Source organism: Virgibacillus sp. FSP13, assembly GCF_054048505.1.
In genome coordinates this window covers 23289-48187 of record NZ_JBSVKG010000003.1, presented here as the reverse complement: position 1 = coordinate 48187, position 24899 = coordinate 23289, and the positions used below count along the sequence as shown (strand labels likewise).

At 37.6% G+C, this 24899-nt stretch carries 29 protein-coding genes; 4 read left to right on the top strand and 25 right to left on the bottom strand.

Annotation, left to right across the window (positions count from 1 at the left end; genetic code table 11):
- Nucleotides 1-17: 17 nt before the first annotated feature.
- Both ACW2QC_RS04035 and ACW2QC_RS04030 read right to left on the bottom strand, forming a co-directional pair.
- The gene (locus tag ACW2QC_RS04035; RefSeq protein WP_457542698.1) at nt 18-1286 is read right to left on the bottom strand and encodes an MFS transporter; all 1269 of its coding nucleotides are present in this window, start codon (nt 1284-1286) and stop codon (nt 18-20) included.
- 303 nt (nt 1287-1589) lie between these two features.
- Nucleotides 1590-2738, bottom strand: a complete 1149-nt coding sequence (locus tag ACW2QC_RS04030) for an acyl-CoA dehydrogenase family protein (protein WP_457542697.1) — start codon at nt 2736-2738, stop codon at nt 1590-1592.
- A gap of 362 nt (nt 2739-3100) precedes the next feature.
- Here ACW2QC_RS04030 and ACW2QC_RS04025 point away from each other — a divergent pair, with 362 nt between their 5' ends.
- Complete coding sequence (locus ACW2QC_RS04025) at nt 3101-3631, top strand: hypothetical protein (RefSeq protein WP_457542696.1); 531 nt, start codon at nt 3101-3103, stop codon at nt 3629-3631.
- On the opposite strand, the gene ACW2QC_RS04020 is transcribed toward ACW2QC_RS04025, so the two are convergent.
- From ACW2QC_RS04020 to ACW2QC_RS03930, 19 genes are all read right to left on the bottom strand, one after another.
- Nucleotides 3562-3972, bottom strand: coding sequence for an immunity protein YezG family protein (locus tag ACW2QC_RS04020; RefSeq protein ID WP_457542695.1), 411 nt, complete (start codon nt 3970-3972; stop codon nt 3562-3564). The two genes, ACW2QC_RS04025 and ACW2QC_RS04020, sit on opposite strands and share 70 nt — an antisense overlap.
- Before the next feature lie 51 nt (nt 3973-4023).
- On the bottom strand, nt 4024-5043 hold the full coding sequence (locus ACW2QC_RS04015; RefSeq protein WP_457542694.1) for a DNA/RNA non-specific endonuclease: 1020 nt from the start codon (nt 5041-5043) through the stop codon (nt 4024-4026).
- 147 nt (nt 5044-5190) lie between these two features.
- On the bottom strand, nt 5191-5520 hold the full coding sequence (locus tag ACW2QC_RS04010; RefSeq protein WP_457542693.1) for a hypothetical protein: 330 nt from the start codon (nt 5518-5520) through the stop codon (nt 5191-5193).
- Between the two features lie 14 nt (nt 5521-5534).
- On the bottom strand, nt 5535-6260 hold the full coding sequence (locus ACW2QC_RS04005) for a hypothetical protein (protein WP_457542692.1): 726 nt from the start codon (nt 6258-6260) through the stop codon (nt 5535-5537).
- A 425-nt stretch (nt 6261-6685) separates the two neighbouring features.
- On the bottom strand, nt 6686-7147 hold the full coding sequence (locus ACW2QC_RS04000) for an Imm30 family immunity protein (protein ID WP_457542691.1): 462 nt from the start codon (nt 7145-7147) through the stop codon (nt 6686-6688).
- Nucleotides 7148-7162: 15 nt separating this feature from the next.
- Nucleotides 7163-8140, bottom strand: coding sequence for a hypothetical protein (locus ACW2QC_RS03995; protein ID WP_457542690.1), 978 nt, complete (start codon nt 8138-8140; stop codon nt 7163-7165).
- 730 nt (nt 8141-8870) lie between these two features.
- On the bottom strand, nt 8871-9281 hold the full coding sequence (locus tag ACW2QC_RS03990) for an immunity protein YezG family protein (RefSeq protein WP_457542689.1): 411 nt from the start codon (nt 9279-9281) through the stop codon (nt 8871-8873).
- Between the two features lies 1 nt (nt 9282).
- Entirely contained in the window at nt 9283-9969 is a 687-nt protein-coding gene (locus tag ACW2QC_RS03985; RefSeq protein ID WP_457542688.1) for a DNA/RNA non-specific endonuclease, read from the bottom strand.
- Nucleotides 9966-10376, bottom strand: coding sequence for a hypothetical protein (locus ACW2QC_RS03980; RefSeq protein ID WP_457542687.1), 411 nt, complete (start codon nt 10374-10376; stop codon nt 9966-9968). The genes ACW2QC_RS03985 and ACW2QC_RS03980 overlap by 4 nt, the downstream gene beginning before the upstream one ends.
- A 424-nt stretch (nt 10377-10800) precedes the next feature.
- Nucleotides 10801-11454, bottom strand: a complete 654-nt coding sequence (locus ACW2QC_RS03975; RefSeq protein ID WP_457542686.1) for a hypothetical protein — start codon at nt 11452-11454, stop codon at nt 10801-10803.
- Between the two features lie 18 nt (nt 11455-11472).
- Complete coding sequence (locus ACW2QC_RS03970; RefSeq protein ID WP_457542685.1) at nt 11473-11904, bottom strand: hypothetical protein; 432 nt, start codon at nt 11902-11904, stop codon at nt 11473-11475.
- 250 nt (nt 11905-12154) lie between these two features.
- Complete coding sequence (locus tag ACW2QC_RS03965; protein ID WP_457542684.1) at nt 12155-12622, bottom strand: SMI1/KNR4 family protein; 468 nt, start codon at nt 12620-12622, stop codon at nt 12155-12157.
- 20 nt (nt 12623-12642) lie between these two features.
- Nucleotides 12643-12903, bottom strand: a complete 261-nt coding sequence (locus tag ACW2QC_RS03960; protein WP_457542683.1) for an HNH/ENDO VII family nuclease — start codon at nt 12901-12903, stop codon at nt 12643-12645.
- A gap of 8 nt (nt 12904-12911) precedes the next feature.
- Entirely contained in the window at nt 12912-13157 is a 246-nt protein-coding gene (locus tag ACW2QC_RS03955; protein WP_457542682.1) for a hypothetical protein, read from the bottom strand.
- Between the two features lie 244 nt (nt 13158-13401).
- Complete coding sequence (locus ACW2QC_RS03950) at nt 13402-13791, bottom strand: hypothetical protein (RefSeq protein ID WP_457542681.1); 390 nt, start codon at nt 13789-13791, stop codon at nt 13402-13404.
- Nucleotides 13792-13808: 17 nt separating this feature from the next.
- Nucleotides 13809-15413 (bottom strand): ribonuclease YeeF family protein, encoded by a 1605-nt coding sequence (locus tag ACW2QC_RS03945; protein WP_457542680.1) that lies wholly within the window; start codon nt 15411-15413, stop codon nt 13809-13811.
- Between the two features lie 36 nt (nt 15414-15449).
- Nucleotides 15450-15731 (bottom strand): YwqI/YxiC family protein, encoded by a 282-nt coding sequence (locus ACW2QC_RS03940; RefSeq protein WP_457542679.1) that lies wholly within the window; start codon nt 15729-15731, stop codon nt 15450-15452.
- A complete protein-coding gene (locus ACW2QC_RS03935) occupies nt 15732-16148 on the bottom strand; it encodes a YwqH-like family protein (protein ID WP_457542678.1) in 417 nt (138 codons plus the stop codon).
- Nucleotides 16149-16418: 270 nt separating this feature from the next.
- Complete coding sequence (locus tag ACW2QC_RS03930) at nt 16419-18122, bottom strand: sigma-54 interaction domain-containing protein (protein ID WP_457542677.1); 1704 nt, start codon at nt 18120-18122, stop codon at nt 16419-16421.
- A gap of 492 nt (nt 18123-18614) precedes the next feature.
- On the opposite strand from ACW2QC_RS03930, the gene ACW2QC_RS03925 reads away from it, so the two are divergent.
- Nucleotides 18615-19067 carry a hypothetical protein gene (locus tag ACW2QC_RS03925; protein WP_457542676.1) on the top strand — a complete coding sequence of 151 codons (453 nt, stop codon included), beginning with the start codon at nt 18615-18617 and terminating at the stop codon, nt 19065-19067.
- Between the two features lie 6 nt (nt 19068-19073).
- Nucleotides 19074-19724, top strand: coding sequence for a hypothetical protein (locus ACW2QC_RS03920; RefSeq protein ID WP_457542675.1), 651 nt, complete (start codon nt 19074-19076; stop codon nt 19722-19724).
- A gap of 218 nt (nt 19725-19942) precedes the next feature.
- Here the strand turns inward: ACW2QC_RS03920 and ACW2QC_RS03915 are convergent, their stop codons facing one another.
- From ACW2QC_RS03915 to ACW2QC_RS03900, 4 genes are all read right to left on the bottom strand, one after another.
- On the bottom strand, nt 19943-21289 hold the full coding sequence (locus ACW2QC_RS03915; RefSeq protein WP_457542674.1) for a CitMHS family transporter: 1347 nt from the start codon (nt 21287-21289) through the stop codon (nt 19943-19945).
- Nucleotides 21290-21462: 173 nt separating this feature from the next.
- Complete coding sequence (locus ACW2QC_RS03910) at nt 21463-21852, bottom strand: HTH domain-containing protein (RefSeq protein ID WP_457542673.1); 390 nt, start codon at nt 21850-21852, stop codon at nt 21463-21465.
- Nucleotides 21853-21875: 23 nt separating this feature from the next.
- Nucleotides 21876-22196 (bottom strand): response regulator, encoded by a 321-nt coding sequence (locus ACW2QC_RS03905; protein ID WP_457542672.1) that lies wholly within the window; start codon nt 22194-22196, stop codon nt 21876-21878.
- Nucleotides 22189-23844 carry an ATP-binding protein gene (locus tag ACW2QC_RS03900; RefSeq protein ID WP_457542671.1) on the bottom strand — a complete coding sequence of 552 codons (1656 nt, stop codon included), beginning with the start codon at nt 23842-23844 and terminating at the stop codon, nt 22189-22191. The genes ACW2QC_RS03905 and ACW2QC_RS03900 overlap by 8 nt, the downstream gene beginning before the upstream one ends.
- A 432-nt stretch (nt 23845-24276) precedes the next feature.
- On the opposite strand from ACW2QC_RS03900, the gene ACW2QC_RS03895 reads away from it, so the two are divergent.
- Nucleotides 24277-24792 carry a YbaK/EbsC family protein gene (locus ACW2QC_RS03895; RefSeq protein ID WP_457542670.1) on the top strand — a complete coding sequence of 172 codons (516 nt, stop codon included), beginning with the start codon at nt 24277-24279 and terminating at the stop codon, nt 24790-24792.
- Nucleotides 24793-24899 lie beyond the last annotated feature (107 nt).

The window sequence follows — 24899 nt, the reverse complement described above, 5'->3', positions numbered from 1 at the left end:
CAATAGATTGACGTTCATTAATTGGATTCTTGTGCCGCTGGTGATTCTAGTGGTTGCTTCTTGTTCACGTTTGGTTTTACCAACACCGTAAATAAACCAGCAAAAATCAAGACGATGACAGCCATCGCGAGAACTGAATAATTGTAGCCCAATATTTTATCTGATCCGGAAAGGCCAATAATAAATCCTGTGAACATCGGACCAACAATCCCAGCAACATTCCCGGACGATGTTAAAATACTTGTCATCAGCCCACCACGCTCAGGCATTTCGTTAATCATGATCGTTGGGCCGATTGGTAATATCGCATAAGTTAACCCCTTAGCTAGACACATCGCTGCAATCACCCAAACCGGATGTTGAAAAATCGTAATCGATGCCATGCTTAATGCTCCTATCACCATTGAAATGCCCACAACGAACACCCGAGAAGACCGCCAATTTTGGCTTTTCTTATACATGTAATCAGACACCATCGAAACGGACATATAGATCAACGTAGAAACAATGCCAATGACCATCACACCATATCCCATTTCAACCGATGTCATATTTACAACTTCAACCAGATAAATAGGAAGCCAGACCGAAATCCAGACAACTAAAATATATGTTGAGAAATAAGCTAATGTCGTGAATAAAGCAGATGGTGATGCAAGTAATTTCCCAAAATCTTTTAAGTTAATTTTTTCTAATTTAGCCTTTCTTTTTGCCTTTTGCTCCTTGTACGCCTCAACCGGACTTTCTTTTGTAAAAATCATAAAGATGACAGCCCAGATAATACTTGCAGCACCTAAGCAAGCAAACGCTATTTTCCAGCCGAATATGCTGATTAACGCTACTAAAGCTGGTGCAACAACCATTGCACCAACCGTTGCTCCAGAAACAACGACTGAATTAGCAAATCCCCTAAGCTTTGGCGGAAACCATTTATGTGCATGACTGTAAGCTACAGGGCTAAACGGCCCCTCAAAAGCCCCCAGCAATACACGATAAATAATCAGTAATGGTAAAGCTGTGATCGCCAATACGCCAAATTGCAGCACTGCCCAAATAAACATTAGTGAACACAACATTTTTTTGGCCCCAATTTTATCGGCCCAGGCTGCACCAAAGATACCTGTAATTGGATAAAGCCAATAATAGCTACTACCCACAATTCCCCATGCCTCATAAGAAAGATCCAAATCCTTCATAATTGGTTCTGCCGCAATACCTATAATTGATTTATCAGCAAAGTTTATAATCATGCCAAGAAACAAGATACTTAGAACAATCCAACGCATATACACCCTCTTTTCTGTAATTGTGTGTTCAAAAAGGAGGATAAAAAAGACCAAGAAGTTCAAGGCGGCGTAGCTTTGAGTACCGGAACGGGCTTCCATAGGATGTGGTGACTTCTGCGTTACCCACAGGACGTGGGCGGTTTTAGCAGAAGTTCCTTAGCCCGTGAGGAACGGTGAGTCTTGCCAACGAGCTTCCACAGGACGTGGTGACTTCAACGTTCGACATAGGACGTGTCGGTACTTAGTTGAAGTTCCCCTTAACGATGTGTCATTTTTACCAGACTTTTTGAACAACCTCTATAATTAATTTTGTTCTAAAACATTCCTAGCAATAATCAGACGTTGAATTTCGTTTGTCCCTTCATAAATCTTTGTAATTCTCGCATCACGATAAAACCGTTCAACAGGATATTCCCCCATGTAACCAATTCCACCATGAATTTGCACCGCTTTATCTGCAACCTTATTGAAAACTTCCGAAGCAAATAACTTAGCCATGGAAGCTTCCTTAATCACTTTTTTCCCATCATCGATCTTTTCCGCTGCCATCATCGTCAACGTCCGAGCTGCCTCTGTTTCCGTTGCCATATCAGCAAGCATCCATTGAATCGCCTGATTACTGGCAATTGGTTTGCCAAATTGAACTCGCTCCTTCGCATAACTCGCTGACAGTTCGATTAGCTTTTCACTAGAACCAACAGCCCTAGCAGCCAATCCCACTCGTCCTTCACCAAGGATTTTTAGCGCGTTCATGTACCCCATACCAACTTCGCCGATCACATTTTCTTCTGGAACCATACAATCCTCAAAAATAACTTGTGCAGTATATGAACCGCGTAATCCCATCTTTTTATCGCTTTTACCGATAATAAGTCCAGGAAAATCCCGTTCAATCAAAAATGCCGTGATGCCACCCTTCGCACCTTTTTCTTTATCTGTCAATGCGAACACAGTGAAAACATCAGCAACAGGTGCATTGGTAATAAAATGTTTTGTCCCGTTAACCACCCATTGATCGCCAACCTTTTCTGCTTGTGTCGCCAAATTAGTCGCATCAGACCCTGCACCTGGTTCTGATAAAGCAAATGCACCGATTTTCTTCCCAGCAGCCATGTCAGGCAAATACTTCTGCTTCAATGATTCAGATGCAAGTTTCACCAATCCCGTACTGCCAATTCCCGTATGTGCACTGATTAACGAAACAAAACCATTATGCGTCCGGCCCAACTGTTCAAGCACGATCGCTTTCCCAACCGAATTTAGGCCAATGCCACCATATTCTTCCGGAATACTCATGCCAAATAAGCCAAGTTCTTTTGCCTTTTCGATCAAATGTTGCGGAATCGCATCTTCCTCTTCAATTTGCTGTGCATATGGTTCTACTTCCTTTTCAACAAAATTGCGTATCATTGTCTTCATTTGTTGCAACTCATCTGCTACTACTGTCGTCATTAAAAATTCCTCCTCATAACTCTTCTATTCTAACTATTGCAATAATCATGCCAAATTGTGCTATGTAGTCGGTAAAAGCCTTGATGAGAAGGGGATTTTAATGTTGTTGGGCGAGTGGATATTTTTTAGTTTGCCAAAAAAGATTCAAAATTGAATTAAAAATGGAGGGGATGCGTATTGTTTGTGATTCATTTTTAAATCAGGTGATTCATATTTGAATGAAAAAAGGCCATGTCAAGTTGACTGGTCCAATAGTGTGCATCTTTTGTAAATGTGGTGTTTTATAAGTTGGTTGGCTTCGTTCGGAGGATACGTGCGGTGTGTTATTTGGGGGCGAGCGTTGTATCTTGGTGTTCGCGTGAGTGTCCGGCGAGTTTGTGCGATTGTTCAGCGACTTTTGGCGTTTGTCCGGCGACTTCGGGCGGGGGTCCGGCGACTTTTCACTTTTGTCCGGCAACTTTCGGCGAGGGTCCGGCGACTTTTCGATTTTGTCCGGCGACTTCGGGCGGGGATCCGGCGACTTTTCGATTTTATTCGGCGACTTCGGGCGGGGGTCCGGCGACTTTTCGATTTTATTCGGCGACTTCGGGCGGGAATCCGGCGACTTTTCGATTTTGTTCGGCGACTTCGGGCGGGAATCCGGCGACTTTTCGATTTTATTCGGCGACTTTGGGCGGGGGTCCGGCGACTTTTCGATTTTATTCGGCGACTTCGGGCGGGGATCCGGCGACTTCTTTGATTGGTTTTTGCTTGCTTATGTCACCTGGGTGAATGATCATCTAATAAATTCCCAGTCACTCAAGATTTTTCACAATGAATCATTTCACTTTAAATATTCAGCTTCCCATTTCTCCTGTTTTTCAATAGGATCCATTTGGGAAACATCATCATAACTATAATCTATATTCATTTTTCCTGTGTTATCTAAAGTAAAAGTTAAGTTAGTCCATTCTTCTTGTTCTTGCTCTTTAAATTCTTTGCGTAAACTTGAAAAACAATTGTACAAATTATCTTCTAGATCCTCAAACTCATCCTCATCAACATTAAATAAATCAGGAATATCTAGACTATATACTGGTTCACCACCAGCTTCAGGAAAATAGTAGAAAAAAACCTTTCTATAACCTTTTCTAACCTCTGCATATAAATGAATTTTATTCCATTCTTCGGGAATTGTATTAACTAATGTATCAGCAATTTGTTGATATATCTGTTCCATTATTTTAGTTTCCATCTTCCTAACCTCCTTGATAATTAGGTAATCTGTCTGAATACTTTTTACCATCTATTGTATAATTATTTTAAATTCACTTGGTCTAATAGATTGCCCACCATATTTTGGTTTCACTTTAATATTCACTTCTTTATCCTTTTCTAAAGCTTTTTTCCAAGTATTCTCTAATGTTTTATACTCACTCCTATTTAATTTAGAATTCATAGGCACTAAGTTATCAATATCCCCTGATCCTTTAAAGATACTTGCTATAATGTGACCCCCATCATCATTAGGTAATCTGTCTTCTCTGCCTACAGTTCTTTGAGCATATGAATTTCTATCTGCTTTACCTAATTTCAGGGTAGCTTCAGCACTGGCAATACGTCCTTTTTCGTCCGTTGTATATTTGTATCCTTCTTTTGTCGTGTATTTTATATTAGGTTTTAATACCTTTTTGCGATTTACTTTCGTGTATTGTTCGCCATACTCTACTTTTTTTGTACCCTTATCAACTTTCCTAGCGTCCCTAACCTTATCTCCAGCCTTAAATGCTTCTGCTCCTTTTCCAACTAACTTAACAGGCTTTGCAAACAGAAACAATCCCGCCATCAACCTATCCTCAGCTGTCGAATCTGGATCAATCATAGTCCCAATATCTTCAAAAGCAAAATTAAATCCGGCAGTTGCGATGTGCCCCATCATGAAGGAATCTCCTGCCAGATCCGAATAGCCGCCAGCGACTTCTTGTGTATGCCAGAAGGTTAATGGCTCCCTTGCCGAGTAATATACTTCTTCTGACGACTGAGGTGATTCAACGTTTACTTCGCTTTCCATTTCTTGCACATCTATTTCCGGTTCATCTGTGTACTCTCTTCTCAAATAATTGGCTATTGCAATGGATTCTGGATCTGTCAATCTGTTTTGTTCGGCAACTTCTTTGATTGGTTTTTGCTTGCTTATGTCACCTGGGTGAACGTTTCCAGCATTATGATTACGGTATGTTATCGGGAACAGCATATTCGGGTTAAGTCTTATTTCAACCGAAGTCTTCCCATCCGTGAGATTTCTGCGTACAAGAGCTATACTCATCCTCCTAGTATTTACTGTCAGGGTACAAAAAAGAAACCTTGAAAGGCATTGAGCCAATCAAGATTTTCCTGTTAGTATTGCATATCAATCAATATCTTTTTTAATTCCTTAAAAATTCCCTTAAAACCTGATTAACGCCTCACAAAGTTAATCAGCACCTAAAATTCTATCATCAAGCTTTTCTCTATCTTCAGCAATTTGTTCATGTGAACGAATAAGATTATTAACATAATCAATTTGAACTTCCCTATTATCTTGAAACAAATGTACAGTAGCCCCTTTACTTATTAAGGCCTCCATTGTTTTCTTGAAGCCCTTTAGTTCATCTGTATCAAAATAATCACATTCTAGGATCACATTATTATCTTCTACATTTCTCTTAATCTCTTGAATACTTGCTCCATTATTCTGTCTGATAATCGATACATACTTTAATTTATTTGAATCATCATCAACTTTGAGTCTCATCTTCACCATAAAATCATACCTCCCTAAAAATCTTTAATTGGAATTATAGGCTCACCTGGAATACTATTCCTCCAATTCCTTCCGTGCCATCCGATAAAATGTTCACGAAAGGTTACTGGATAGATTATTTCTCCCTTATCAGCCAAATGCGGATATTTCGAAGCACTATAACTGTGATGCCCTGCAATTGGCTTACCATCAAATTTAGGAGTTTTACCATCAAGAATATCTTGTACCTGTTCTCGAGACCAATTTCGAGTAGGCGGTTCTTTATTTAATATTCTTTGTTGTTCTTGGTACCAAAATTCTTTAACGCCTTTATCTCTTCTTTTAGCAAATTTCTTATTCCAGATGTAGTCTGCATACTCTTGTTTTGTAATAGTTCTATTATCAATCCTTTCTCTTAATTCCTTCATTTTCTTAGAACTCATTTGTTTTGTAATAGTTTGATGTTCATTTAAATCTAATCTTTTTGTTCTCTCTGCTATAACATCTTTTGCTTCTTTTACATGAGGCACATCAGAAATTTCTCTAATAACTTCTTCATTACCCTTATCAACTTTCCTAGCGTCATTAACCTTGTCTCCAGCCTTAAATGCTTCTGCTCCTTTTCCAACTAACTTAGCAGGCTTTGCAAACAGAAACAATCCCGCCATCAACCTATCCTCAGCTGTCGAATCTGGATCAATCATAGTCCCTATATCTTCAAAAGCAAAGTTAAATCCGGCAGTTGCGATATGCCCCATCATGAAGGGATCTCCTGCCAGATCCGAATAGCCGCCAGCGACTTCTCGTGTATGCCAGAAGGTTAATGGCTCCCTTGCCGAGTAATATACTTCTTCTGACGACGGAGGTGATTCAACGTTGACTTCGCTTTCCATTTCTTGCACATCTATTTCCGGTTCATCTGTGTACTCTCTTCTCAAATAATTGGCTATTGCAATGGATTCTGGATCTGTCAGCTTATATTGTTCAACAATTTCATTGAAAAAAGCATCCGTCTTACAGGGACCACCATAAAGTAAAACTAAAAATATAAATTGCTAATACATTATATCGGGATTACAAGAGTTACATTTAGCCTCATATTGATAGACAATTTATTCGGTACTGGGTAGTAGATTTAAAAAAGCCACCTTAAAAGTGTTTTGCCAATTAAGGTGGTTATAATTAATTATATTGCTTTCAATACTTCATCTACAGAATTGCCAAACATATCTGGGTCTTCACTTTTTATGTCTCTTAATAAGTTTATTATTATCTCTCTAGTCTTGATATCTAGTTTAGATAGTACATTACCGTATATTCTTCTTACTTGTTCATGATTTAAAATTCTGTAATGTAATACTTCCATCCATTCTCTTGCCCTGTCAATAACACTTGGGACAGCTGAAGCGATTAAATATAACCCTTCTTCAATATTTTCTTTATAAAGATGCTCTATTCCATGTACTAATCCGAACATTATTTCATATTGTTCTGTATCATCGTCAAATCCCATGCATAATCCTGTAATAACTGATTTATCCCCTAAACCAATGAGATTATTTAAGGCTACTTCAAATTCAGATATTTCTTTTTGAGATTGTAAAAGTCTATTTGTGTAGACTTTCTTTAATTCCAATTTCACGTCCATACACTTCCACCCCACTTACTTATTAAATAACTCAGGATATAATTCTCTGTTCTTTCTAATTGTATTTATAAGCTCCTTTTTTATTTCAGGTGTGTAGACACCATCCTTCGTGTATATCCTTCTTGCGTCTAATATATCATTAGCAAGGGCATCACGGTAACTTAGGTTTAAATATTCTTCTAATTTATTTCCACTTAAACCATAGGTATATGTTTCTCTATGCCTTCCTCCCACTCCTGGATGGGGCTGTTCCATATTCATACTAACACCATCGTTCCTTTTCACCCCTGCTCGTTTCATCTTAGCTGCAGAAGGCATATGATGTGGTGTAATATTATCAAATGCTGTACCTTGTTTTGAAAGTTCCTTGAATGTCCCTACTTTACCTTCTGTAGGCAAAAGAGGTTTACCCGTACCCTTATCAACTTTCCCAGCATCCCTAACCTTATCCACACGGTTAGCACCGCCAACCACCTTATCCGCAGCTTTCAACGGCTTACCAAACAGAAACAATCCCGCCATCAACCTATCCTCGGCTGTCGAATCTGGATCAATCATAGTCCCTATATCTTCAAAAGCAAAATTAAATCCCGCAGTTGCGATGTGCCCCATCATGAAGGGATCTCCTGCCAGATCCGAATAGCCGCCAGCGACTTCTTGTGTATGCCAGAAGGTTAATGGCTCCCTTGCCGTATAATATATTTCTTCTGACGACGGAGGGGATTCAACGTTGGCTTCGCTTTCCATTTCTTGCACATCTATTTCCGGTTCATCTGTGTACTCTCTTCTCAAATAATTGGCTATTGCAATGGATTCTGGATCTGTCAATCTGTTTTGTTCGGCAACTTCTTTGATTGGTTTTTGCTTGCTTATGTCACCTGGGTGAACGTTTCCAGCACTGTGATTACGGTATGTTATCGGGAACAACATATTCGGGTACATCATCATCACATATGGCCCAGCAACACGGTTAAACTGGTTTTGTTTTCTCAATGCCGCATATGTAACTCTCTAAAAAGACCTTGTAAGAACGTATCTTCCAAAGTCTAAATGTTAATTTACACTTTTTCTATATAATGTCTAGCCTTTGACAATTAAAGGATAAAAAATCACCATCATTTATATCTCCTGGTAATGTTGTCTAACTTCAGTAATAGTTTACCACCATCACTGTTTCAGGTTGTTTATCAGCTAATTTTCCCGACAAACCATAAGCAAAATATTCTCCAAGTTTATCAATAGTATAAACTTCTCTGTCTAACTTGAGAATATTTGTAACATTATAATAGAGTATTGGATCATTTAATTCACCACCTACTTGATGATTGAATGGTTGTGCAAGACAAATTATTTCAAATTCTCCATCTGTAACCAGTACTTAAGCTTCAGAATCCTCTTATGATAACCAAACTACTTTTTTAATTCCTACAGTTATCCTCCTTTACTTTATTCCTATACCTAAACTTGGTGTTTTCTTAGAAAGTTCTTCGACAATAGCGGAACCGTATTTTCAATAAAATAATATGTACTTTCCCCTTCTTTTGACCTCTAAAGATTTGCAATGATAACGTTAAAATGCAAAAATGCGTAGAAATGAGGTGGTTTTTTCACATTACTACGCATAAATGTATTTATTATAGAATAAATACGAGAAGTTTCTCCAAGATTCCTAATGATCATCTAATAAGGTCAACAGCCACTCGAACTATTTACAATATATTATTCACTTTAAATATTCAGCTTCCCATTTCTCCTGTTTTTCAATAGGATCCATTTGGGAAACATCATCATAACCATAATTTATATTCATTTTACCTGTGTTTTCTAATTTAAATGTAAGGTGTGTCCAAGGTTCTTGATCTTGTTCTTTGAATTCATTCCATAAATGCCTAAAATACTCATATAGCTTTCTTTCCATTTTCTTAAGTTCCTGGTAATCAATATTAAAAATTTCATCAATATCTAAACTATAAATAGGTTTATTAGAATTCTGTGGATAATAATAGAAAAATACAGTGGCCATTCCCTCTCTTACCTCGGCATATAATAAGATTTTTTCCCATTCTTCTGGTATCATTGCATTCAAGTGGTTTGCTACCTCTTGATAAATACTTTCCATCCTTTTTGTTTCCATATTAATTGGCTCCTTCATTATAATTAGTTAAATGAGTTCTATGCTTTTTTCTATCTATCTTATATTCTATTTCAAATGATTGTGGTCTTACTGAATTCCCACTATATATTGGTTCAATTTTCACTTTAACAACTTTATCATTATCTAAAGCCTTTTTCCAAGAGTTCTCAAGTGTTTTATACTCACTCCTATTTAATTTTGCATTCATAGGCACTAAATTATCAATATCCCCTGATCCTTTAAAAATACTTGCTATAATGTGACCCCCATCATCATTAGGTAATCTGTCTTCTCTGCCTACAGTTCTTTGAGCATATGAATTTCTATCTGCTTTACCTAATTTCAGGGTAGCTTCAGCACTGGCAATACGTCCTTTTTCGTCCGTTGTATATTTGTATCCTTCTTTTGTCGTGTATTTTATATTAGGTTTTAATACCTTTTGGCGATTTACTGTCGTGTATTGTTCGCCATATTTTACTTTTTTTGTACCCTTATCAACTTTCCTAGCATCCCTAACCTTATCTCCAGCCTTAAATGCTTCTGCTCCTTTTCCAACTAACTTAACAGGCTTTCCAAACAGAAACAATCCTGCCATCAACCTATCCTCGGCTGTCGAATCTGGATCAATCATAGTCCCTATATCTTCAAAAGCAAAGTTAAATCCCGCAGTTGCGATATGCCCCATCATGAAGGGATCTCCTGCCAGATCCGAATAGCCGCCAGCGACTTCTCGTGTATGAAAGTTAATGGCTCCCTTGCCGAGTAATATACTTCTTCTGACGACTGAGGTGATTCATCGTTTACTTCGCTGTCCATTTCTTGCACATCTATTTCCGGTTCATCTGTGTACTCTCTTCTCAAATAATTGGCTATTGCAATAGATTCCGGATCTGTAAGTTTATATTGTTCAGCAATTTCCTTAATCGGCTTTTGCTTGCTTATGTCACCTGGGTGAACGTTTCCAGCACTATGATTACGGTATGTTATCGGGAACAACATATTTGGGTACATCATCATCACATATGGCCCAGCAACACGGTTAAACTGGTTTTGTTTTCTTAATGCCGCATATGTAACCGGGGTATCTATCAGCATGTTTTGGTAGAATCCGATACTATCTACTATATATCTTTCTATATTATGCAGATTAATTGCACAAAAAGACGGTTACCTTTTACGTAGCCGCCTTTAATCGGTGTGTTACTTCTATCTGATCGTCCTTAAATGAATATCACTTATTTATTACCTCCTTTAACCAAACTTTAAATCATCTAGCTCTTCATTTTGTTGTTGTATTTCTTTATATCGATAGAACACATTCACTAGATCTTCCACTGACAGCTCTCCTCTGTGCATGGTGCAGGCTGTTTTGTACTTAAGTTGGTTCCTTAACTTAAAAACTCTTAAAGGCATAAAGGGCCAATCAGGTTTTTAATCTATTAATTTAAAAAGGTAGATAACTGGTTTAACCAATCTATAAAGTTTTCAGCTTCTTTTTCTATATTGTTATCTTCATGTGTTAAATTGGTAAACAATATCCATTACCTAAGTGAATATATAGATTATCTTTATTATCTTTTTTAAAAACCTCCCACTCCTCATTTACTCCCTTATCAAGATAAGCAATGAAACTTTCCCAATTGTCTTTACCTTCTATTATCCTATCTTTTTTTAATGCCCATTGATTTTCAATAAGATTATAAAAAATTGTATCCCGATGTTCTAAACTTGTAGAAAGTGCAATGGTATTCTTTTTAACTGATTTAATTAGACTTGATATATCATCAATTCGTTCTGTCCCTCTAGCCCCAATCAACCACATTAGTTTTAATTCATCTGCACTTATATTTTTTATAATTTCTAAGTCATCTTCTGCCTTATATTTCAAGAATGTCCATAATTCTGTAAACTGCTCTGAATTTAATATAATAGTTTTGTATCTATAATCTGAGTCTAAAGGATTTTTGGGAATCCATACTATATGGTCACCATATTTTCTAGCAATTACCGAAGAAGTATTACTCGTACCATAATTTAGTTTTAACTCTAAATCACCTGTTACTGAAGTTACTAAGTTATCTGTATATCCCTCATATATTATTTGTGAGTCATACTTGAAATTTAACAATTCGTTTGTAAATTCTCCATAAGTTTTATAATCAAGTTTTTTCAAGTGCTTTCAACCTCCTATTTATGGAGTAACTTGGGATGGTAACTTCCAACGGTTAGAATACCGTTTCCAATCGCTCTGTGGAATAAACGAACGATGGGTTACTACATCGTCTTTAAGTGTTATATGATAGACACCTTGTTGACCATTGATAGTTCCTGTGTGTAAATATTCTGCACGTCCATCTGGTCTAACAACTGATGGCTTGTTAGATAAAATCGTTTTGTCAAAAGATGTAGGGAAGCTATGATGTCTACCTGTGTCTTCTTTCATCCTTTTTAAAACTCTGTCATCATATTGATTATCCGCACCCTTATCAACTTTCCCAGCATCCCTAACCTTATCCACACGGTTAGCACCGTCAACCACCTTACCCGCTGCTTTCAATGGCTTTGCAAACAGAAACAATCCCGCCATCAACCTATCCTCGGCTGTCGAATCTGGATCAATCATAGTCCCGATATCTTCAAAAGCAAAGTTAAATCCTGCAGATAAAATGGTGGTAACTGTTGATTTTATGATTAACTTTATGAGGTATTAAATCGATCAAAAGCGGTGTACGTACTATATAATTCATAAAAATATAATATATGGGTTACAAGGGTTATCTCTATTCTCTAAATAACAAGCAGTATATTCAGCTAGCCCAACACAAAAAAGAAACCTTGAAAGGCACTTTGCCAATCAAGGTTTTTCCATTATTTTATATTTCTTGCTTAACTAAATCCAATAAGAAATCACCAAAGTCGTTAGCAATTATTTCATATGTTTGGTTCTCTAACTCAACTCCAGGTACAAAAGATACTACTTTAGGTTCTCTATTTTCATCACGTTGATTATAGTCTAAACAAAAAAGTTCATCACTTCCAGTATCATATATAATCAACAAATTACTAGGAAGATTAATTTCCTGTCGTTCTGTTAAAGTATACCATATAGCATCTGGAACAGAAGAGTTCTCAAAATCATTACTAATAATTCCGTAAATCTCTTGGGCTCCAAAGTTACCTGCCCCAAATGTCTGTAAATAGTCTAAATATAAACCAGTAAACTTTAACCCTAACTTTTCTTCAGCCGAATTTATTAAATCACTTGTACGACCTCCAACAAAGTCAGCAATATCATCATTCAATATTATTTGTTTTGCTTCATTATAAGCCTCGACACTCATTTTTATCCACCATTTTCACATTAAAAATCATCGGCTCTATTTTTCCAGTAACTAGTTCTCCACTTATTAAATTCAGTTCTATTTATTCCCGAAGGTACAGTATTAGGATTAATATGAATTATAGAACTATTTTCTTTATGAAATGTCTGTGTAACCTCTGCTATTGAACTCTCATTTTTCTGTGTCGTGTGATGAAGATTTACAGACTTTCCATCTGGTCCAAGTGGAGCTAATCCCTTTTTCATTCTCTCAAGATTAGTTTTTCCACGTGCATCTTTCATATTTATGTCTATAATATCATCTCTTTGATAAGATCTCGAATTTTTAAATTCCTCGTTTTATTCCAATAGTTATAACCATTACCCGTACCCTTATCAACCTTCCCAGCGTCCCTAACCTTATCCACACCGTTAGCACCGCCAACCACCTTATCGGCTGCTTTCAATGGCTTTCCAAACAGAAACAATCCTGCCATCTGTTGTTTTTCGCCACGAGCTTTGTCATTATCGTTAGTTTGTAAGCCGTTCCATATCATAACTATCCCTGCCGTGTAAAATGTCATCTCGCCCATTTCTCATTCCTATTAAGTTCCGCCAAGTATCAAAACGATACTCCTTGATGGTACAACAATCACGAGTTATGAATTTCATTAGCATTTTTTATATTGTCTATAACTCATAAAAAACACTTGATGCCCGAAATGGCAATCAAGTGCTTTATAGCTAGCTATATGATTATTGTGAGTATTAATACTTTATAAATTTAAACTTCTTCTCCTTTTAATCAGTAGTTGTCCTTAAAAATTCTATACTTATTCTATCAACTTTTATTTCAATATATTTATTCATCAATTCAGGATAATCAGAGAAATATTCATCTTCATCAGTAAAAATTACTCCTGCATCAATTGTATCCTCATGTAACAAACCTCTTATATAATAATCATAACCCAAACCAATACGTTCTATTTCTTTTTTCTCTCCCTGGATTTCTCGAATCATTAACTCATTTAAGATAGTAAACCCTATTGATACAGGATAACTTTTTCCTGCTTCAATTTTATAAGGACAAATAAATGCAAATCCTGTAAATTCAATACCCTCGATCTCAATTGTCACTTCTTCCTCAATTTGTGGGTCTAGCCTTTTAATAAGAGCCGTATATACCATATATAAATCCTCACTTCCTACTCTGCTGGATTAATCACTGGAATATTTTCACCATTAATGGTCTTCCAAATTTTTTTGCCACTCTGAGTATGGTAGGTCGTAATATCCCCATTATTATTAGTACCTACAAATTCAAATTTTGCTTTACCATTTTTGTTATTCCCCATAAACTTGACATATCCTGTCCTTATTTCACCTTTATATTCATACTTCACCTTTATGCCATTATTAATAACCTTTTTTGCACCTTTAAGATACTCGTCGGCATTTTTATATAATCCGCCAAATTCCTTCCCATGTTTATCAAAATGTCCTTCTAGTTTAGCACGATCTGCAAAATCTGAAGGGCTTTTACCCGTACCCCTATCAACTTTCCTAGCATCCCTAACCTTATCTCCAGCCTTAAATGCTTCTGCTCCTTTTCCAACTAACTTAACAGGTTTGCCAAACAGAAATAATCCCGCCATCAACCTATCCTCAGCTGTCGAATCTGGATCAATCACAGTCCCTATATCTTCAAAAGCAAAGTTAAATCCCGCAGTTGCGATATGCCCCATCATGAAGGGATCTCCTGCCAGATCCGAATAGCCGCCAGCGACTTCTTGTGTATGCCAGAAGGTTAATGGCTCCCTTGCCGTATAATATATTTCTTCTGACGACGGAGGGGATTCAACGTTGGCTTCGCTTTCCATTTCTTGCACATCTATTTCCGGTTCATCTGTGTACTCTCTTCTCAAATAATTGGCTATTGCAATGGATTCTGGATCTGTCAATCTGTTTTGTTCGGCAACTTCTTTGATTGGTTTTTGCTTGCTTATGTCACCTGGGTGAACGTTTCCAGCACTGTGATTACGGTATGTTATCGGGAACAACATATTCGGGTACATCATCATCACATATGGACCAGCAACACGGTTAAACTGGTTTTGTTTTCTCAATGCCGCATATGTAACTGGGGTATCTGCCAGCATGTTTTGGTAGAATCCGATACTCGCCACCGTATGTCTATCTATATTATGCAATGTGATTTCACCATTTGTAAACACGGACTGGATATCAATAATGTAATCTTTCATCGTTCTAAGCTGATCCTCAATTGATCCAAGTGCCTTTGTCTGCGAATTATCTAAATCATGAAGCTGCTCAACGGTTTCTTTTGTTCTCTTTTTGCCACGTTGTACGTGATGTAAAAATTCTTCGTCATCAAGCTTTGGAAGGGCAACGATATCCTGCACACTATCCATCACGGAATTTGCTTCATCGGTTAGGCCTGTTGTAACATTTTTAACCTTTTCCAATCCTGACGTCACATCATTTTCCAAAAAGTCCTGTCTTATCATGCCGTTTGTTTCCGGCTCATACGACAGAACCGCCCGCTTCATCTGATCCAGGATTTCCTCATAATCTATTAAAAAATTGTACATGTATATTAGGAACGGTTGATGACACTCATTATAAAAAGCGCGAATTGCCTCTCCACCTTTTCCTTTCAGTGATTCATGCAGCGTCGTTATACCGCGAACAGCCTTTTGGATTGATGTGATTTGACTTTGAAAATGGTGAATCTCCTGTTTTGTTTCATCGATTCCTGTATGTAAACTCTCCGCATCTAATACCTTCACAAACGTCCTCCTTCCCGGCTCAGCTAGTCTTAGCTGCTACTTAATAAATTGAATAGCAGATGCGATGGTCTTCTCATTTTCAATGAATGATTCGATCGCTTGTCTGGTTTCCTCCACATTAGTTGTCAGTAATGTTTGATAAGACGTGAGAATTTCTTCATACGCTTGTTTTATTCCATTCACTTTGTCGACCATTTCAAGTATATTTTCCCCATTAATTTCTTTTGAAAAAGTCGTTTCTAGTGATTGGGCAGCCACATTCAAATCCGCTAATGCTGCTTCAATTGAGTATGGAACAACCTTAATTTCCTCGCTCATTTATGCAAACTCCCTTCTTCTTTGGCTAATCAAACTAGAGAGGCTAGCATTTTGGGATGCAATGCTCGCCTCCAAATCGAGAATCGTCTGTTTAACCTCTTGAATCTTTTCTGCCAATTTTGCAAGTGCATCCTGTAATTGTTCATCTGAAATGACGATATAACTTGCCTGTAATTCATTTTCTCTAAGAAGGTCAAAGTCTCCGGCTAATTTTCCGTGCCAAGTCGTTGGGGTTAATTCCGGCTTCAAACAAAGATGCTGATTGCTGTTGAAATCACTTTGGCAATCCAGTAATTGTGATTGGGCCCTATTTAAGCGCTCTAACTCTTCTCTTTTAATATTTAGCTGATGATTCATGCTGCTGATGGAACTCTGGAGGGAAGCTATTTGGCTGTTAAGACTGGATATCGTATTCATTTTTATCACCTCTGAATACTATTTATAGGTAGGAAAAATAAACCAATTGTAATAATTATATGATACATCCGATGTGTGTTCGAGATGTATTTTGATCTATTTATCTTGCTTCTGTCATTACTTTTTACCTAAATACAACTTAACATTTTATGGTATATTGGCCGTAATTTTACCCACGCAGGTCATGGATAGACGAGTTGTTTGGAAGGATAATGTCGTCTTAGTCAAAATGGAATGGAAGTAAAGTAGAAGGGGGGATCAGCACCATACTTAAAATCCCCTTTGTTTTGAGGTGTGAAGCTTCGTATCTAATTTATATTTTTTCAATTTCCTAACCACAGTTGGCTGACTAGTTTCTAGTGCATCTGCAATTTCATACGTATTGTTATATTTCTCTACCGCAAGCTTAAGTACTTTCTCCTCAGCGGCCTCCACTGCTTCTTTTAAAGGAACAATCGAGTTAATGATCGTCTTATTTGTGTCGCAATAGTCTGGAGGGAGGTTTTCCATCCTGATTATTTCATTTGGTGTCGTTACAACAAGCCGCTCAATCAGATTGGAAAGTTCTCTAATATTCCCCGGCCAATCATAAGCATAAAAGAAGTCTTTCAAATCATAATCGAATCGCTTTTTCATGTTATATTTCTCATTGAATCGGTTTAAAAACAGTTCTATCAACGGAATAATATCATCGCGCCGTTCTCTTAACGGAGGAATCACGAATGGAATTACATTTAATCGGTAAAATAAATCTTCCCGGAAGTCACCCGACTCCACCATATCCTGTAAATTGCGATTGGTAGCTGCGATAATGCGTACATCTATTTTCTTCGGTTTTGTACTACCTATTCGTTGAAGTTCACCTTCCTGCAAAACGCGCAGTAATTTTACTTGCAATGTTAATGGTAGTTCTGCAATCTCATCCAGAAAGAGAATCCCTTGATCGGCCATTTCAAACATGCCCGGTTTACCTTTCTGATTTGCACCGGTAAATGCTCCGCTTTCATACCCGAACAATTCAGATTCCAATAAATCAGGTGGAATGGCTCCACAGTTAACTTTGACCAAATCCCCTTCTTTTGCGCGAGTACTGTTTGAATAGATATAGTTTGCTAGCACATCTTTGCCAACACCGGTTTCACCTAATATTAAAACCGTCGCATCAATATTGGCTATGCGTTTGGCTGTGTCATAAATTTTTTCCATCTCACTACTCTTTGTGATGATTCCCTCTAATTGTTGGGCATTATTTTTTAAGCGAATGATTTCCTCTTTATATTTGTCATTAAGTTGATTTACCTTCCTTAATTCCGTCTGCAGTTCATTCAAATCGGACAAATCGCGTATATTTGTTACGATTTTTTCAATGTCCCCTTCTTCATTAAATACGGGGGTTCCCGTTAGCAGTGTCTCTTTACCTGTGTAATTTTTCTGCACGACTGAAACCGTTCGCCGGTGCTTCAAAACTTTTTCTGTAACAGATTTATTTAATATTCCTCTTTTAATAAGTGCACTGACATTTTTTCCGATGTAATATTCTTTCGGTATCCCGGTAATTCTTTCGATGGCTGAGTTTGTTTTCCACGTTACTCCGTTGTGATCGGTTATATAAATACCGTCATAAGAATTTTCAATAATGGCATCTAATTCCCGATTCAGATTTTTAAGTGTGTTATTTTCTGTTCTTAACGACGTCAGGGCTTGCGTTTCCATACCAATTAAGAGCCTGCTTGCCGAATCGGAATCAAAGGCCTCCTCCATAAAAACAAAACTTTTATCATCATACATGGCTGTAATCAATTTCGAGTCAAGATTACGACCCCAATGTGTAAACAGGTTTTTAATGTTATAGCCTTTTTTGATTGTATTTTTCAAGCAAGCTCCCATTTTATCGTTGTAAGAAACAATTCCTTCATCCGCGTCAATCACGATAGCAGGGAACGGGATAACTTCAATTGCATCTAGACTAAGCATTTTTTTGCCTCCAGAAGTTTTTATGACGTTGTTGCATATAGAACGTGTTTAAAAAGTGCCAAATTAGAAGCAAGAAGGTCGAGGCGGTGTAGTTTTGAGCACAAGCTTCCCCGAATTCACATCCCACGCGGGAAAAGTCATTTTCTTTTCCAAGGAGCGGAAAAACAAGCCAACGAAGAGATTCATAGCTTATCATTTGGTAGCTTTTTGAACAACCTCATATAGAATTAATTCGATATACTATTTGAAAATCCTTCATATTTGGATCATTTTCACCACTTTACATCCTAATATGTAGATATTTGCACGAAGCAAAATATTGGAATACTTTACGTGCTTTTTCACTGCCCCACACATGTAGACAAATGTTTTGGAAAAATTAGCAACTCCATCTTATTTTTTAGGTTTAAAGCAACAATTATTGAATACAATGATAATAATACATTAATGTTTCTAAAGTTTCGATCTTGTGTTAAAATGGAGGTAAGAAGGATGGTGTTTAATTTGGCTCTAATACTCAAACAAGTACCATTAAAACCTGAACAGGAAAAAGTCATCACTAGTGAACAAGTAAAAACGTATATAAAGATGGCAATTCTTGAACAAAAAATTCAAAAAGATAAGAACGAGCTTTCAAAAACACTTACAAAAAAAGAAAAGCAATCCATCGATGCATATTTCAATGTTCCAAAATATCTTACCGTCCGCGAAGTATCAAATCTTACAGGTCTATCACAACAAATTATTCGCCGTCATTGCGCTAACGGAAAATACAAGGGTTACCAAGCTTCTGGACAAAATGGAACCTGGCATGTTGAATCTGAGCAATTTACTAATTTGCCGAATTGGATCGAATTCATAGCAAAACGCGCCGAAGAATTTGAACAAACCAAAACAGCTGCCAGACTTGCACAAAAACTGTTAGAGGAATCTGATGTGGATTAGGAGAAAATGATGGAACCACAAGAGGAACTAAAATCACAGCAAATCACAAAGTTGTATATGCCTGATACCAATTGTTTCAGGTACAAAGCATATGTCATTCATAGCACTAATTCAGATAGTGAAAAAGATAGAAGACGAAATAAAGAAGCTGCGATTCGATTTTGGAATAAGATTATTTTAGAATCTGATGCACAAAAATCAAAAATTTTAGTTAGTTCGGAAGTGGCTCATGAGTTAAAAGTACAATCTTATACGCTAAATAACAAGGAAAACAATAATATTAACAAATTAATTTCCGCTCTAGACATCGAAACTGCAGAAGTTCCACAAGATGTAGAATTTCTTTTACGTGAATTTAGTAATTATGCTAGGAAAAATTATGGGAGTTTACTAACTCCTCCGGGATTAAAAATGGATTATCTAAGAGCATCTGATGCACGTATCTTTGTGCATAGTTACTTAAACGACGGTATTCTTACAACAGCAAACATTAAAGATTTTCTTCTATATCCACTTTTCTTTGGACATACTGAACAAAAATTATACAACATTTTGAGTTCGCAATTTATAACAACTCCTTTGGCGAGTCGAGAAATAGTAGAACAAGATATAATGTTCCAGAATTTATTATATAAAATGAGAGATTTAAAGTACTAGACTTTTATAATCTCTCATTCTACATTTTAGAAAAACTCGGCATCCGCCACGTCTATAGCGGGTGCCGAAGTTTTTCTTATACTTTAATCTTATAAAATTTTATCCTTAAAGTGTAAAAAAGCTTAAGATAGAATATCAAATAATAAGCATGGTCAAGCTTCTAGTCACCAATCAAAATAGCTTGAGAATTATATTCTACTTGATCACGGTAACATCCATTAAATTGTAATAACGCCTATAAGTAACGCGATAATTAACAACACAATACTCAGTCCCCACGTCCATAGTAAAGAATAGCGGATGTGACGACCCATTTCCAATCCTGCTAATCCAAGTGCAAGCCAAAGCGCCGGTGAAAACGGGCTGATGAATGTACCTACAATGTTTCCAATAATCATCGAATACGCTGTGGATAGTGAAGCTATATCAAAGCCTGTAGCAATTTGATCGACTACTGGTAGCAGTGCAAAGTAATAGGCATCCGTACTCAATAATAACTCAAAGGGTATACCGAATAATCCGATAATGAGATGTAAATATGGGGCAACGAATGCCGGTAATATTTGAACAAGGTCTGTTGCAATAGAATCCAGCATCCCCGTTCCAGTCAATATTCCTAAGAATGAACCTGCAGCAAGAATAATTGTCGCCATTGTCAAAGCATTTGGTGCATGTGCACGAATTCTTTCAGTCTGATCTTTCATTTTTGGATAATTAATCGGTAACGCAATACAGACACCGATCATAAAGGCAAAACCTGCTGGAATGATTCCCCAGACTAAGATCGCGATAACACCAATTGCCAATATAACGTTTACCCAAAACAATTTTGGACGGACAAGTGTATTATCCTTTGTTGAAACTTCCTTGTTCTCTTCCGCTATTTGATCACATGAAACGTCGACGTCGAGTACTGCAGCTGTTTCTTCATGTCCATAACGTTTCGTGATTCTACGTTTTTCCATAAAACCGAGAAATCCGGCCAATATAATCATTAGCACCATTCCGATAATCTGAATTGGAATAAGTGGTCTCCACAATTCCGTAACATCCATTTCCAAAACAGAAGCAGTTCTTCCCAGCGGTCCTGCCCATGGTAACATGTTCATGATACTAGCACTTCCGGCAATCAGCAAAAGCAGCAAATATGGATTCATTTTCAGCCGCTTATACAAAGGAAGCAATGCTGGAATCGTAATTAAAAATGTGGATGCACCTGATCCGTCCAATTGAGCAATTGCTGCAATAATGACGGTTCCAATACTTATAGTAATCACATTTCCCCGTGAAATGGCAATCATTTTATTAATTAATGGATCGAAAAGTCCTACATCTTGCATAATACCAAAGAATAGAATCGCAAAAATAAACATAATGACAACGTTTATAACAGATGCAATACCTTCATTAAAAAATTCACCAATATCTCCCATACCAAATCCCGCGACAATTGCAGCGACTATAGGTACTAAAACCAGCGCGATAATAGGTGTTATTCTTCCGCTTATAAGCAGTAATACAATAATTAATATCGTTGCGAATCCTATCAAACTCAAACTTAACATCGTTTTTCCCCTTTCTTTCATACTAAAGATAGCCTTTCCTGATGAATGTACATATTCCACGCTTCAATGAAAACGCTCGCATTTTTTTATTGAAAAAATAACTTCAATAATTTTTAGACTTCTTAAATTTAGCATGAATAAAAAGTGGGATAAACCTTCTCGTCATAATTTGCTTATTCGTCATACTGCTTATTTTGTTCATAAAATTCACGTAGTACATATTGGCGCTCGGGTCTACCGACATTCCCGTATTTAAGTGTTGGCCTAGCCTCCTTAATGGACACTAAATATTCCAGGTAGCGTCTAGCTGTAGAGCGACTGGTTCCGACTTGTTTACCGAGTTCAACAGCAGTAATTCCGTTCTGTCTGTTCGATTTTAGTAACTGCCTTATATCATTTAATGTAATCGAATCAATTCCTTTTGGCAGATGACTATTGGATGTAGGGTTGGAGCGAGCTACATCATTAATTCTAGTAACGCTATCAATATCTTCCTGTTCCATTACTTCCTTCGATGCTAAAAAACAAAGCCGCTCTCTATACCGCTTTAACGATTGCTTCAAACGACTCGCATCAACTGGCTTCACTACATAATCGAAAATGCCCCCGCGTAATGCTGCCCCAACGTTTCCGTTTCTTTAGCGGCAGAAACAACAATTATATCGATTTCATGATAGGTCTCGCGGATTTGCCACAATAGATCAAGTCCCTCTACATCAGGAATATAAATATCCAAAAGAATGAGATTTGGCCGATTATCGCAATGCTGTAAATAAGCTAAAGCCTCTGCTCCTGTTTTGACTACCTTCGCTGCGACAAACCCGTCCATTTTTTCCACAAATTGACGATGAATACCCGCTATCCGAAAATCGTCCTCTACAATGAGTACATGAATTTTTTCATCCATTCGTAATCCCTCCATTTTTGGGAATGATCATCACGAAACATGCTCCGCCCAGATCCCCTTCTTCCAGCGTAATTTCTCCGCCAATCGCATGCAGGACGTGCTGTGTTAATGCTAGTCCAGTTCCCCGGTGCTTGCCCTTCTTCGTTGAAAATCCTTGTTCAAAAATAAAAGCCGCATCCGCTGCCGAAATACCTGATCCAGAATCTTCTACCTCCACTACTATATCTTCCCCGATATCTGTAAAAAAGATGGACACCTGCCGCCTCGTTTCCTCCTGGTCTTTTACTGCTTCCATTGCATTTTCAAGCAAATTACCAAGCCCTGTTATTAGTGCTTCTCTTTTCGTCCCATATATGCGGTCGGTCAGCTGGCTATCCGGGTGGATGGATATCTTCACCCCAAGCTCATTTGCCTGATTAAACTTCCCTTGCAACAGTCCATGAACCATTGGATCTGTTACATTTTCGAGCAGAAAACGTGACCATTTCTGCTGCATATTTGTTACCTTTTTTATATACGCAATTGCTTCCTGTTTTTGATCCAGCTGAAGTAACCCTAAAATGATATAGAGCTTATTGGAAAATTCATGTGTTTGGGCACGTTGCGCATTGGCATATTGTTTAATTTGCAATAACTCCTTTGTCACATGTTCTATTTCTGTTTTTTTGCGAAACGTGGAAACAGCACCAATCGTTTTCTCTTCATTATAAATAGGCATTCGATTTACCAACACAACATTTTCTCCAAGCACCATTTCCCTGTCATGATGATTTTCACCATTTTCCAGCACATCGAACAGTGCGGTGTGTGGCAATAATTCCTCTATTGGCGTTCCAATAACGTCACTTGCTTGCTGCTCAGATTTAAACAAAATTCGTTGTGCCGCTTTATTCATCATCGTTATGAGCCCTTTATGATCAACAGCAATAATTCCTTCGTGTGTAGACTGTAATATTGCTTCCTTCTGTAACAGCAAATGCGAGATTTCCTCCGGTTCCATATTAGATAGTAATTTTTTAATATAATGGGAAATAAGAATGGCACCTATAATACCCAGTAGCACAATACCAAGTAAGGTTAGCCATAACGATTTACTCTGTTCTTTAATAATGCCTTGTACATCATCATTCAGAAACCCGACAGATACCAACCCGATAACGTCTCCCGTTTCATTGTAAATCGGCACCTTCCCGCGGATGGATAATCCTAATGACCCGATTTTCTTAGAAACATAGGATTCCCCTTCAAACAAAGCACGGTCATTGTCCCCGCCAACCATTTTCTTTCCAATATGATCATGTCTTGGATGGGAGTACCTAATTCCTTCCCTATTTCCAACCACAATAAATTCAGCACCTGTTTCCTTTTGGATTGGTGCGACAATTTTCTGAATCACGGAAGCAGGGTCATCTAACTGAAATGCCTTTTCTATCTCCGGAATGTTGGCAACACTCCCCGCTACCCCCAATGCCCGCTTGCCAATTTGATTTTCGATTGTATTGGAAATAAACGAATGAAGAAACACAGAAAAAACAATAAATATACCAATAATCAATAAACTGATCAGTGCTATCATTTTTACTTTCAGATTAAATTTGACAGATGAATATTGGTTCCGATTTTTGTTTTTTTGGTGTTGGTGAATCATGAGGTATGGCTCCTTCGGGTTTGGTCTAGTCTGTTTCATAACATCATTATATATCATTTGACGGAAACCAGTTTAACAGAATCGGTGGTGAAAAACACGATAGATGAAAAACTTAAACGCATTCAGCAGGAGTGTCTACCATCTACTATACGAGCGAAAGAAACACCCCGATTTTCCAACGTCATTCGGGCATTTTACTAACATTCAATTTTGATAAAGCCGTCACATCCTAATTATAATCCTCGACGACTCCCCTTTTGCAAGGTTATCAAATCCTTCATTAATTTTATTTCGTGTCATTGTATTGAATGCAACTCCAGTGAGGATAAAATTGGAGGCAATCAAAAAGCTACTCCAACCAAAAACGTTGCTTTATCCCATTAAAGCATGATACAATCCAACACAATATTCAAAAAGAAAGGATGGAATAAAATGTCACTTGAAAGTGTAAAAGAGCATTTTAAACAGTGGAACCGTGATCAGGACATTATGGAATTTGATAATTCAAGTGCCACGGTTAGTGAGGCAGCTGATACGATTGGTGTCGCTCCAGCGCGAATTGCGAAAACGCTATCCTTCAGAGGAGAAGGAGAAAAGGCGATCCTGGTTGTAGCGGCAGGGGATGCCAAAATTGATAATAAAAAATTCCGTAACACATTCCACCTCAAGGCGCGCATGCTTTCACCTGATGAAGTACTACAACAGACTGGACATGCCGTCGGTGGCGTTTGCCCATTTGGATTGGCAAATGACCTTGACGTCTTTCTGGATGTCTCTATGAAACGCTTTGAAACACTGTTCCCAGCCTGCGGAAGTACAAACTCAGCAATTGAATTAACCCAAGATGAATTATTTACCTTTTCAAATGCAAAGGAATGGGTCGATGTTTGTAAAGGCTGGGAAGAAGAGCAGACGAAAGAAACTGTGGGTATGAAAAATATGACGTAATCGTACTTTCTTCAAGTAGTTCAGGCAACCTGGGTTCTTGGTTCATTAGCTTAGGTTGCTTGTTGTGTTCATCAAATGAGCATCCATCCAGCAATCCCGCAACGCCC

Bases quoted from the DNA above. Each gene is read 5' to 3' on its own strand.
- ACW2QC_RS03895 (WP_457542670.1), top strand. From the start codon at position 24,277: ATGTCACTTGAAAGTGTAAAAGAGCATTTTAAACAGTGGAACCGTGAT.
- ACW2QC_RS04020 (WP_457542695.1), bottom strand. From the start codon at position 3,972: ATGGAAACTAAAATAATGGAACAGATATATCAACAAATTGCTGATACA.
- ACW2QC_RS04030 (WP_457542697.1), bottom strand. From the start codon at position 2,738: ATGACGACAGTAGTAGCAGATGAGTTGCAACAAATGAAGACAATGATA.
- ACW2QC_RS03925 (WP_457542676.1), top strand. From the start codon at position 18,615: ATGGTGTTTAATTTGGCTCTAATACTCAAACAAGTACCATTAAAACCT.
- ACW2QC_RS03970 (WP_457542685.1), bottom strand. From the start codon at position 11,904: ATGATTGATCCAGATTCGACAGCCGAGGATAGGTTGATGGCGGGATTG.
- ACW2QC_RS04010 (WP_457542693.1), bottom strand. From the start codon at position 5,520: ATGGTGAAGATGAGACTCAAAGTTGATGATGATTCAAATAAATTAAAG.
- ACW2QC_RS03930 (WP_457542677.1), bottom strand. From the start codon at position 18,122: ATGCTTAGTCTAGATGCAATTGAAGTTATCCCGTTCCCTGCTATCGTG.
- ACW2QC_RS04015 (WP_457542694.1), bottom strand. From the start codon at position 5,043: ATGAGTATAGCTCTTGTACGCAGAAATCTCACGGATGGGAAGACTTCG.
- ACW2QC_RS04005 (WP_457542692.1), bottom strand. From the start codon at position 6,260: ATGATGGGGCATATCGCAACTGCCGGATTTAACTTTGCTTTTGAAGAT.
- ACW2QC_RS03980 (WP_457542687.1), bottom strand. From the start codon at position 10,376: ATGCTGATAGATACCCCGGTTACATATGCGGCATTAAGAAAACAAAAC.
- ACW2QC_RS03900 (WP_457542671.1), bottom strand. From the start codon at position 23,844: ATGATTCACCAACACCAAAAAAACAAAAATCGGAACCAATATTCATCT.
- ACW2QC_RS03935 (WP_457542678.1), bottom strand. From the start codon at position 16,148: ATGAATACGATATCCAGTCTTAACAGCCAAATAGCTTCCCTCCAGAGT.
- ACW2QC_RS03990 (WP_457542689.1), bottom strand. From the start codon at position 9,281: ATGGAAACAAAAAGGATGGAAAGTATTTATCAAGAGGTAGCAAACCAC.
- ACW2QC_RS03905 (WP_457542672.1), bottom strand. From the start codon at position 22,196: ATGGATGAAAAAATTCATGTACTCATTGTAGAGGACGATTTTCGGATA.
- ACW2QC_RS04000 (WP_457542691.1), bottom strand. From the start codon at position 7,147: ATGGACGTGAAATTGGAATTAAAGAAAGTCTACACAAATAGACTTTTA.
- ACW2QC_RS03960 (WP_457542683.1), bottom strand. From the start codon at position 12,903: ATGAAAGATGCACGTGGAAAAACTAATCTTGAGAGAATGAAAAAGGGA.
- ACW2QC_RS03985 (WP_457542688.1), bottom strand. From the start codon at position 9,969: ATGATGGGGCATATCGCAACTGCGGGATTTAACTTTGCTTTTGAAGAT.
- ACW2QC_RS03915 (WP_457542674.1), bottom strand. From the start codon at position 21,289: ATGTTAAGTTTGAGTTTGATAGGATTCGCAACGATATTAATTATTGTA.
- ACW2QC_RS03965 (WP_457542684.1), bottom strand. From the start codon at position 12,622: ATGAGTGTCGAGGCTTATAATGAAGCAAAACAAATAATATTGAATGAT.
- ACW2QC_RS03955 (WP_457542682.1), bottom strand. From the start codon at position 13,157: ATGATATGGAACGGCTTACAAACTAACGATAATGACAAAGCTCGTGGC.
- ACW2QC_RS03920 (WP_457542675.1), top strand. From the start codon at position 19,074: ATGATGGAACCACAAGAGGAACTAAAATCACAGCAAATCACAAAGTTG.
- ACW2QC_RS03940 (WP_457542679.1), bottom strand. From the start codon at position 15,731: ATGAGCGAGGAAATTAAGGTTGTTCCATACTCAATTGAAGCAGCATTA.
- ACW2QC_RS04035 (WP_457542698.1), bottom strand. From the start codon at position 1,286: ATGCGTTGGATTGTTCTAAGTATCTTGTTTCTTGGCATGATTATAAAC.
- ACW2QC_RS03950 (WP_457542681.1), bottom strand. From the start codon at position 13,791: ATGGTATATACGGCTCTTATTAAAAGGCTAGACCCACAAATTGAGGAA.